Annotated in this window: 13 protein-coding genes, 1 tRNA gene and 1 pseudogene; 10 read left to right on the top strand and 5 right to left on the bottom strand. The window is 35.5% G+C overall.

Annotated elements, in window-relative coordinates; all coding sequences use genetic code 11:
* The first annotated feature begins 19 nt into the window (after nucleotides 1-19).
* From I215_RS08580 to I215_RS15885, 3 genes are all read left to right on the top strand, one after another.
* Nucleotides 20-400 (top strand): DUF4180 domain-containing protein, encoded by a 381-nt coding sequence (locus tag I215_RS08580; RefSeq protein WP_008991570.1) that lies wholly within the window; start codon nucleotides 20-22, stop codon nucleotides 398-400.
* Nucleotides 401-497: 97 nt separating this feature from the next.
* Nucleotides 498-842: a hypothetical protein gene (locus I215_RS15880; protein WP_156800239.1), complete on the top strand. Its 345-nt coding sequence runs from the start codon at nucleotides 498-500 to the stop codon at nucleotides 840-842.
* A 196-nt stretch (nucleotides 843-1,038) separates the two neighbouring features.
* Complete coding sequence (locus tag I215_RS15885; RefSeq protein WP_156800240.1) at nucleotides 1,039-1,575, top strand: FUSC family protein; 537 nt, start codon at nucleotides 1,039-1,041, stop codon at nucleotides 1,573-1,575.
* Between the two features lie 43 nt (nucleotides 1,576-1,618).
* On the opposite strand, the gene I215_RS08590 is transcribed toward I215_RS15885, so the two are convergent.
* From I215_RS08590 to I215_RS08600, 3 genes are all read right to left on the bottom strand, one after another.
* Nucleotides 1,619-2,338, bottom strand: a complete 720-nt coding sequence (locus I215_RS08590; protein WP_008991571.1) for an AAA family ATPase — start codon at nucleotides 2,336-2,338, stop codon at nucleotides 1,619-1,621.
* A 178-nt stretch (nucleotides 2,339-2,516) separates the two neighbouring features.
* A tRNA-Leu gene (locus tag I215_RS08595) sits at nucleotides 2,517-2,600 on the bottom strand.
* 523 nt (nucleotides 2,601-3,123) lie between these two features.
* Nucleotides 3,124-3,540: a hypothetical protein gene (locus I215_RS08600; protein ID WP_008991572.1), complete on the bottom strand. Its 417-nt coding sequence runs from the start codon at nucleotides 3,538-3,540 to the stop codon at nucleotides 3,124-3,126.
* A gap of 518 nt (nucleotides 3,541-4,058) precedes the next feature.
* On the opposite strand from I215_RS08600, the gene I215_RS08605 reads away from it, so the two are divergent.
* Complete coding sequence (locus I215_RS08605; RefSeq protein WP_008991573.1) at nucleotides 4,059-4,328, top strand: hypothetical protein; 270 nt, start codon at nucleotides 4,059-4,061, stop codon at nucleotides 4,326-4,328.
* 25 nt (nucleotides 4,329-4,353) lie between these two features.
* Here the strand turns inward: I215_RS08605 and I215_RS08610 are convergent, their stop codons facing one another.
* Nucleotides 4,354-5,289 carry a pyridoxal-phosphate dependent enzyme gene (locus tag I215_RS08610; RefSeq protein WP_040460074.1) on the bottom strand — a complete coding sequence of 312 codons (936 nt, stop codon included), beginning with the start codon at nucleotides 5,287-5,289 and terminating at the stop codon, nucleotides 4,354-4,356.
* 304 nt (nucleotides 5,290-5,593) lie between these two features.
* Between I215_RS08610 and I215_RS16165 the strand changes: the two genes are divergently transcribed.
* From I215_RS16165 to I215_RS16650, 3 genes and pseudogenes are all read left to right on the top strand, one after another.
* Entirely contained in the window at nucleotides 5,594-5,758 is a 165-nt protein-coding gene (locus I215_RS16165; protein ID WP_156800241.1) for a hypothetical protein, read from the top strand.
* A gap of 160 nt (nucleotides 5,759-5,918) precedes the next feature.
* Nucleotides 5,919-6,197: a hypothetical protein gene (locus I215_RS16485; RefSeq protein WP_008991575.1), complete on the top strand. Its 279-nt coding sequence runs from the start codon at nucleotides 5,919-5,921 to the stop codon at nucleotides 6,195-6,197.
* A pseudogene (locus I215_RS16650) lies at nucleotides 6,161-6,487 on the top strand (RteC domain-containing protein); the annotation flags it as partial. The gene I215_RS16485 and the pseudogene I215_RS16650, both read left to right, overlap by 37 nt.
* Before the next feature lie 190 nt (nucleotides 6,488-6,677).
* Here the strand turns inward: I215_RS16650 and I215_RS08620 are convergent.
* A complete protein-coding gene (locus I215_RS08620) occupies nucleotides 6,678-7,037 on the bottom strand; it encodes a VOC family protein (RefSeq protein WP_008991576.1) in 360 nt (119 codons plus the stop codon).
* Nucleotides 7,038-7,442: 405 nt separating this feature from the next.
* On the opposite strand from I215_RS08620, the gene I215_RS08625 reads away from it, so the two are divergent.
* From I215_RS08625 to I215_RS16490, 3 genes are all read left to right on the top strand, one after another.
* Complete coding sequence (locus I215_RS08625) at nucleotides 7,443-7,910, top strand: GNAT family N-acetyltransferase (RefSeq protein WP_008991577.1); 468 nt, start codon at nucleotides 7,443-7,445, stop codon at nucleotides 7,908-7,910.
* 194 nt (nucleotides 7,911-8,104) lie between these two features.
* Nucleotides 8,105-8,329: a hypothetical protein gene (locus tag I215_RS16385; protein ID WP_202802596.1), complete on the top strand. Its 225-nt coding sequence runs from the start codon at nucleotides 8,105-8,107 to the stop codon at nucleotides 8,327-8,329.
* A 43-nt stretch (nucleotides 8,330-8,372) separates the two neighbouring features.
* Nucleotides 8,373-8,593 (top strand): hypothetical protein (locus I215_RS16490; RefSeq protein WP_394330795.1); only part of this gene is annotated, 221 nt, incomplete at its 3' end.

Consider the following 8,593-nt stretch of genomic DNA (forward strand, 5'->3'; position numbering starts at 1 on the left):
GTATTGAACTTTACTATATTTGATCAAAACAATTAAAAAGGTGGTTGTAAAGAAGCATAGCGAAAATGGAATTGAAATAGCGGAGGTCTTATCAGATCAGTTACTAATAAACAATGAGTCTGATGGACTCGATCTTGTGGGGACGCTATATTTTCAGGGTTATGATCGCATGATTTTACATAAGGATACCATTACCCCTAAATTCTTTGATTTAAAAACAGGGCTCGCTGGAGAGGTTCTACAAAAGTTTTCCAACTATCGCATGAGACTTGTTATTGTTGGTGATTTTAAATCCCATACCTCAGAGAGTCTTCAGGCATTTATCTATGAGTGTAATCAGGGGAAAATCGTAAATATGGTAGAGAAGCTTTCCCAGGCCATTGAAAGATTGTCTAATTAACTCAATTTACCCCAGACAACATCTTTGTAATTACAAGGCTTGTTAAATATTGTGGTCAATACATAACCTGGCTCAAATAGATTTAAGGCCTAAACTTTTGAGTAATTTTGCAGTTGTAATGTGGAAAGAACTATTTAGATTTAACAAGACAGATCGTTCCTGGCACCTTCCGATTGTGGCGGGGGCCTGCGTGGGTATTCCTTTGTTGATAGGTTTATTAATTAATGATATCGAGGCTGGAAAGCTAGCTTCTTTGGGTGCCTTGATTATTTTGTACATCCAATCAAATAAGCTTGTGAATCGTATGGTGATTCTGATGGTTTGTGGATTTGGCTTTATACTTTCCTTTTCCTTTGGATTGATATTTGTTTTTAATCTATGGCTAACCCCTGTGTTTTTAGGACTATACACCTTTGGTGTACATTATGCGCTTGACCGCTAAGAGCTCACCAAACCTCCAGGTAATTTTTTCTTTATAATGGTCGCTTCAATCGCTATCACTATGCCAACTCACTATGAAGATATCTCCAGTAGTATCGGGAACTTTGCCATAGGTGTTATGATTGCAACTCTGATTGCTTTACTGTATAGCATCGTAGTTTTTAAAAAAGATCAGTGACGCTCCAACAGTAGTGGTGGTGCGAAAAAATCGATATGTAAACATCACAGAATCGGTGATATTTAGTGTTATGGTAGCTATTGCCTTGTTAGTGGGTATAATACTTGAACTTGAAAACCCATATTGGGTTCCAACCTCCTGTATGGCGGTTATGCAGGGTGTGAGTACAAAACATATTTGGACACGGGCTATGCAAAGGGTTTTAGGAACCTTTATCGGGCTTGGACTTACCTGGCTCATCCTACAATTTGATGTCACAATTTTAGGTATTTGTATTAGCATTCTGCTGCTTCAAACCACTGTAGAGTTCCTAATTGTTAGGAATTACGCAATTGCTGCGATGTTTATCACCATTTTAACCATCTTACTTGCTGAGCCAAACATAAGCCTATTAGAGACTCCAGATAATTTAATGATCACCAGGTTTTTCGATATTTTGATTGGAAGTGCTATTGGAGCGATAGGAGGGTGGTTCTTATATAACGAGAAGATACATTATTTTACCAAGAAACAGGTGAGAAAAACCAAAGTAGCTTTCAGAAAATATAAATCGTGAATTCTAAAGTATCACAAAAACTTAAGTGTTCATAGCTGACTAATTATACCGCTAAATTTTTACTTGCTTCAAGCTTACTTATTAATGCCGACTTTACCATGGTAAAGGCATGGTCTTTAGCCTGGGCAAATGAGATGTTATAAAGTCGCTGGATGTTTTGTAATTCTTTTGGAAAACGATCCAATATGGTGTCGTAATATTGATCTAACACCTTGGTTTCTGGTAATTCGTATTTTAATTGAAGCTGGAATCGTCTTAGTAAGGCATGGTCAATCATCTCTGGATGATTGGTGGCACAAATTAAAAGGGCATTTTCCGGGTAATAATCAATGAGTTGAATTACAGTGTTTACAAGTCTTCGCATTTCTCCTACATCTTTTTCATCCCCGCCACGCGCTTTGCCTATTTGATCAAATTCATCTAAAAATAAAACGGCATTTTCTCTAGCGGCTTTGTCAAAAACTTGCTTGATGTTCTGTGAGGTTTCACCAATGCGTGAACATACGACATTGCTCAAATTAAGAATGAGAATCTTTTTATCGAGCGACTGTGCAATTGCTTTGGCTGTCATAGTTTTACCACAACCAGAACTTCCCTTAAGCAATACCTTATTGTTTACAGGTAAGTTATAACTGCTTAATTCTTCAATGTACAGATGCTCCTTGATAAGCTGATGGATTTGCTCGGTGTTAGTGTGATTGAGAAATACATCATTTAAGGCTACTTGCTGTTTATCATTTATGATAAGGTCAAATACATTCATGGTTGCCTATTTTAAAATCTTTTAATAACCCACTTTTAATTTAAAATGCAAAAGTACTAAAATTCGGCAAGGCATTGATTTAAATAAGCTTTTAGGCAAACGGTTGATCCTCTCGTTGAACTTAGCTATTAAAGAAAAAACAGGAAGAGCGATAAATCAAATCACTTTTCCTGTTTTGTACCGGGAATGGGAATCGAACCCACACGCCCTAATGGACACATGGCCCTCAACCATGCCTGTCTACCAGTTCCAGCACCCCGGTGAATGGTTGGCAAAAGTAAAAAAAAATATGATGAAATGCTTAACTTTTTTGGCTTTAGTGCTTGATGTTAACTTCAAAAGATCTAAGTGTGGTTTATCAAGGTACTTAGGTGATTAAAAAAACTATTGATACCCACATAGAACAGATCCATATTGCGGTGCTATTTTTAGGGAGTACCTTTCTAAAGTGATGTTGGAGAATTTAAGTGAGGCTAATAATTGATATTACAACTTAATGGTTAGAAGAGAAAGGTGATTTAAGTAGCTATCAGAGTCCTAAAAAATGTGTTTTTAAGAAATAATATTGTTTTTAATAACTCCATTTTATCCTGTACACAGGATAAAATCATGTGTATTCTGTCCTGTCAACAGGATAAAATTAGTCACCTTTTGTCTTGTCTGTAGGCTAAAATGTAAAATGAATAAAAAATTATTAATAAGGTCTTAGTACATAATAAGCTAAAACTTGGTTTTGTAATCAATAATTCGAGTTTTGGCTGTTTTGCTATTTGACGACTATATGTTTACTTGCGCTGTTCAAAGAATGATTCACCTTTGATCAGTGCGGTTTCATAAGCTAAAGGTTGGTTCGGGCTTGGAAATACTTCGCCCGTAATCCAAGTTAAGGTGTTTCCATCCTTTAATGTGATTTCATAAACTTTGGAAACCTTGATGTGACTTCCTTTTGGGATCTCCTGAATTTTGGTTCCGTTAGAATCGTTTGGGTGAAGACTTAAAAAATGATCCGTAGTGATCCCGCCATCTTTGTTATACTGGTAGTAGAATAGTGGTTGATTGGTGAAAAAGATGTTATTGCTTAAATGTGCATACTCTGGATCCGCAGAAATATCTTTAAGGTTTGAATTACCACATCCATTTAGTAGAGTACCAAATATTATAAAGATAATTATAGTTATGGGTTTCAGGATTCTATTTTTCATAATTACTATTATTTGATATCCCAAAGTTAATAAATGCCTCTTAATTATCTGGTTTAAAGGTATTCACAATACAACTACAAATTTGAATTTTGGGACTACAAAGCGTCTACAAGTAATAGCATAAATCTAAAAAATAAAATTAATACGCAATCGCACAACAGGATGAGCAAAATATTAAAAAAATGCTCAATCAATAGTGCAAAATATGATTTTATAGCCTAAGATTCATAAATTCTAGCTGTTGTATCATGTATACAGTATAGCTTCTTAGTTTAACTGTTGGGTGAACTTGAATGTTATTAATTATCAAATTTAGTAGTTTAATCCAAAAGCCCAGAGCGGGATTATATTAAGATATCCATACTCAATATCATCTTTTATTACAAAAGAGCGACCATCTTTGGTTAACTGATGTTGCTCCTGACTTGTCCGCGGTGATTTTCACCAATTTTTAATCACCTGATACCTTGCGTGTTAGTTTTTATTTTTTTGTAATTTGCTGACCTAAATTCCCAAATATGCTTAAAATCAGGCAAATTAAGTATTCCAAGGGTTCTACATCCGTTCAGGTTTACAAGATAGAGAATCGTAAACGTGTTATCCTTCGACATATCGGTACTGCGAGAACTGAAGATGATCTTAAAAATCTTATTACCCATGCCAATGATTTTATTGAAAAAACCAGTAAACAGCTTCTTCTTTTTAAGGAAGATGAAGCATCAAATAACATTTTAAATATTAAGCAGACCGAATTTCTTGGAGTATATTATATGTTCTTTTATGGATAGTAGATATCAATTACCCTATTTGACTTTAAAAAGGTAATTCACTAAGATCAACATTTCCTCCAGAAATAATGATACCGATATTTTGATCTTTGTAGTTACTTTTCTTCTTTAACAGGGAAGCTAAGGCTACAGCAGAAGAAGGTTCACATATAATTTTCATGCGTTCCCAGATAAGCTTCATAGCATGGATAATTTCAGTTTCTTCCACACGAATAATTTGCTCTACACCCTGCTGAATAATTGGGAAATTGATAGATCCTAGTTGAGTCTTTAGCCCATCGGCGATGGTATTCGTACTGTTATTGGATTCAATTTGCCCACTTTCCAGGGAACGATATGCATCATCAGCCTCCATAGGTTCTCCTCCAATAACCTTACAGCCCTTTCCAAAATGTTTTGATGCAATGGCAGTTCCAGCAATTAAACCACCTCCTCCAACTGGAGTGAAAAGATAATCCAAGTGTGGATAGTCTTCCAATAATTCTTTTCCAGCAGTGGCTTGTCCCAAAATGACATTTAAATCATTGGATGGATGTATGAATGTCGCACCTTTAGTTTGTACTACTTTCTCTGCTGCTAGTTCTCTAGCTTCTAATGTTGGTTCGCATTCGATAATGAGTCCTCCATAGTCTTTTACAGCATTTTTTTTAACTTGAGGAGCTGTTTTAGGCATTACAATATATGCGCGGACTCCTAAGCTTTGAGCCGCTAAGGATAGCGCTTGCGCAAAATTACCCGAAGAATGTGTGACCACTCCTTTGCTTTTGTGATCCTCAGGCAACTGCATAATGGCATTGGTGGCACCACGCATTTTAAAGGCTCCCATCCTTTGAAAGTTTTCACATTTAAAGTAAACATTGGCAGAGGCCAGTGAATTTATAAGGCGTGAAGTTAAAACGGGAGTTCTGTGGATGTGTGGTTTTATACGCTCATGCACTTGAATCAAGGATTCTTTATACATTGACTTTTATTTTTTATTTGTTATTGGATTTTTAATAATCCGTGGCTTACTGTAAAGATACTCTTTTAGACTCTTTAAGTTTAACTAAAAAAGTACAACAATAGATTAAGACTTTTGAATAGCCTTATGTCTTTCACCCCATTTGGCTAAGGCTTAAGCTTTTAATGAGGAGTTGGTTAAATTGTACACAAGTAGCTCGTCAAAGAAAATAGAAGACATCTATAGCGATTTGTTGGAGTGGTCTTCACAGCAACGTTAATTATTTAGATTGCTTAATTTTTTAATAAAATGCGCTATATGAACCATGACTAAAAGTTGTCTTTTTCTTCTCAACAGATTTTGGAATCTAGGCTTTTGTGACCCCACTGGTACAGGACTCGAACTTTTTTTGGAAGATTTGAGCCGATTGAACCAATTAAAAGACAGTCCATATCAAAACGATTTAGAGGTAAAACAACTCAAACTTTAATAGCCTCAAATTCATACGAAAGTAGTAAAACTCAAAATATAGGGTAAAGATTGTTTTCCAAAAAAATCTTCCCTGACTTCGTCCGGTCTCATGAAAAAGGCTCGACACTAATCGTAAAATATGCAAAGGTATATTGTCTTCATTTTAAACCTTTAGTATTATGAGAGACCTATTAAACAAAATAGTCTCCGATATACAGAAACAGGAGAAGAAATTGTCGACCGATGCTTCGAGTTTTATGGAGGAGGTGTACAGGATGACAGTCTACCAATGGAAACATTTACGAGAATTACTTTCCAATGCAATTGCGTGGATTAAAAGCAGGGGCACACCGAGTATGTCTGCAATTCCGACTTCTACCGATACTACTGTTTCGGCAGAACTGACCAGGACGAACAATACTTTACACTTGGCAAAATCAACTGCTATGATGGGCTGAACAGCTTTGTATTTGAAATCGACCCCAAATTTTCAAGCTACTTTGATTATAAGTTGGTGAAAATCATCGCCAAATAATTAATCTATAATTACCTAACCACAAAACTAAGCCCCGAACAAAATCCCGATGTACTGTTTCATCAAGAGGGAACAAAGGAATTCTTTTGGATGCAGACAAAAAATTCCCTTAAAGAATTGATTTATTCTCTCTACGCCTGGGATGCCATTTCGCACGGGAAAATAGGCATCCGAAAAATCAGCATGGTATTCCAAATCCTGTTCCGTATATAGCTGATGATATCCATAACAGCTTCCACGGATAAAAGCCCGTGCAGGCTTACGGACACTGCGTTTAGACCAACTCAAATACAGCTAAAAGCAATATATGGACAGGGAAGACAACCTTTAAGGATTATCTTCCAAATACGATAACAAACTTTGGTTTTTAATAAACGAAATTAAGGTTTTATTCTTCTTTACGTTATTGTACGTTGAAAACTGTACCTGCGGGGTCTTGAATCCAGTGCATATTTTCTGGCAACTCTTCTAGTTCATCACATGTTTCGATACCGTTAGACTGTAAATAACCTATCGCCTCTGTTACATTTGGAACTGTTAGTTGTAACCAAGTTTCCGAATGGGTATAGTTATCGACACAGTCAAGCCAAATCACATTATTTCCGAATTTTACTTCGTGTGTTTTGGAGACGGTAGGATTATCGATGGCTTTTTCTGAAACTTCAAGTTTCAGTATATCCCTGTAGAAAGAAACTGTTTTTTCGTATTTACTTTTTGGTATCTTAATAGCGATGTTAATTCCTGCTTCAAATTTTTGATTCATATAAGGTTTGTTTTAGGTAAAAGACCGCCGTAGCCATTCACGTTTTATACTGCAAATATAACGGCTAAATGACTTAAGGCTTCTTATCATAAGGCAAGAAGTTTTGCCTATACGTGTCTATCGGCAAATCCATTGTCAGTTTCAGGGAATAGCATTCAATTACAATCAGATTGTAAGGTTATTGAACGCCAATTTTTAAGAGAAAAAAGCATCTGCGTACCTTATAAATAGGACAAACCAACGGTAGAAATGAAAGAATCGTTGCTAAAAGTTTTAATTCTTACCTACTGATTTGAAATGAAATATCTGAACAGAGAAATCTTTATTCAAATTGAAGTATAGTAAAACCAATACCATACAACGAGAAAATCATATTTTTATACATCATAATAAATTGGATACCAGATGAACGATATACCTATATTAAAATTTGAATTAGCCTCTTCTAACGATAGTCAGTTATTGACCGATACAGCATTCAAATCAAAAGGAAAATGGAATTATACCGAAGAGCAAATGGCTCTATGGACTAATGAATTAACAATAACAAAATCCTATATTGGAGAAAATAAAGTTTTTAAAATATTGGACAACAAGAATTACGTAGGATTTTTTGCTTTAATACTTAAAGATAAATTTATTGAAATAGACCATTTTTGGCTGTTGCCTGAAAACACGGAAAAAGGGTATGGCATGATAACTTTTAACTTTATTAAACGAACAGCCCAAAGACTTAATTATAAAATTTTAAGAGTTTATTCAGAGCCGTATGTTAACGGGTTTTATTCAAAAATGGGTGGGAAAATAATACATAGTAAAGAGAGCAAGATAAAAGGGCGGTTTTTAGATATTTATGAATTTGAGATATTTTAAAGACGGAATATTGAAACAAAGCATAAAAAATGATTGCAAAAATCGGAAAAGGGAGCAATATGTACAGAGCGATTTTGTATAATCAGTAGAAAGTGGACAGGGAAAACTGAGCGGTTTTGTTGCAGAACAAAATACCCGACACAATGAATGGCAAGTATTCCGTAGCGTATTTTAATAAATGTTTCTAAGGTTACATGGGTTCAAGGAACGGATACGCCCAAAACACGGAACGAGCAAATATCCTAGGAGAAATTGATGTGTTGAACAAACGCTATCAAAATGCGATTTTAAAAAATGCCGATGGAGAAATGACAGATGACGATTTCCAAGACGTAAAGAAATTAGCCAAAGGAAAGATTGAGGTTTTGGAAAGAAGATTAGATGACTTGGTAGTAGTCGGAACGAAGATAAAAGATTAGGTAGAATCCACCTTAAAAAAGGTTGCAAACATTGATAGACGCTATGAAAACGGCGATATTGAGGAAAAAAAGGTTAATAGTGAGTTCGATGTTCCCTGATTTTTTGGAATTTGACAGAACAACACATCGAATTCCGAGCCTAAATTATGCGATCGCTCTTATCTATCAGAATAACAGCAAGTTAAATGGTAAAAAAAATGGGGCAAGTCTTCCTTTTTTAGACTTGTCCCAAGAAGTGACCCGACTGGGGCTCGAACCCAGGAC

Origin of the sequence: Galbibacter marinus, assembly GCF_000300875.1 — a bacterium.
Classification (GTDB): Bacteria; Bacteroidota; Bacteroidia; order Flavobacteriales; family Flavobacteriaceae; genus Galbibacter; species Galbibacter marinus.

Coding starts and splice junctions, on each gene's coding strand:
- I215_RS08620 (WP_008991576.1), bottom strand. CDS start 7,037: ATGAATCAAAAATTTGAAGCAGGAATTAACATCGCTATTAAGATACCA.
- I215_RS08610 (WP_040460074.1), bottom strand. CDS start 5,289: ATGTATAAAGAATCCTTGATTCAAGTGCATGAGCGTATAAAACCACAC.
- I215_RS08590 (WP_008991571.1), bottom strand. CDS start 2,338: ATGAATGTATTTGACCTTATCATAAATGATAAACAGCAAGTAGCCTTA.
- I215_RS16385 (WP_202802596.1), top strand. CDS start 8,105: ATGGGTTCAAGGAACGGATACGCCCAAAACACGGAACGAGCAAATATC.
- I215_RS16165 (WP_156800241.1), top strand. CDS start 5,594: ATGACTAAAAGTTGTCTTTTTCTTCTCAACAGATTTTGGAATCTAGGC.
- I215_RS08605 (WP_008991573.1), top strand. CDS start 4,059: ATGCTTAAAATCAGGCAAATTAAGTATTCCAAGGGTTCTACATCCGTT.
- I215_RS08600 (WP_008991572.1), bottom strand. CDS start 3,540: ATGAAAAATAGAATCCTGAAACCCATAACTATAATTATCTTTATAATA.
- I215_RS08625 (WP_008991577.1), top strand. CDS start 7,443: ATGAACGATATACCTATATTAAAATTTGAATTAGCCTCTTCTAACGAT.
- I215_RS16485 (WP_008991575.1), top strand. CDS start 5,919: ATGAGAGACCTATTAAACAAAATAGTCTCCGATATACAGAAACAGGAG.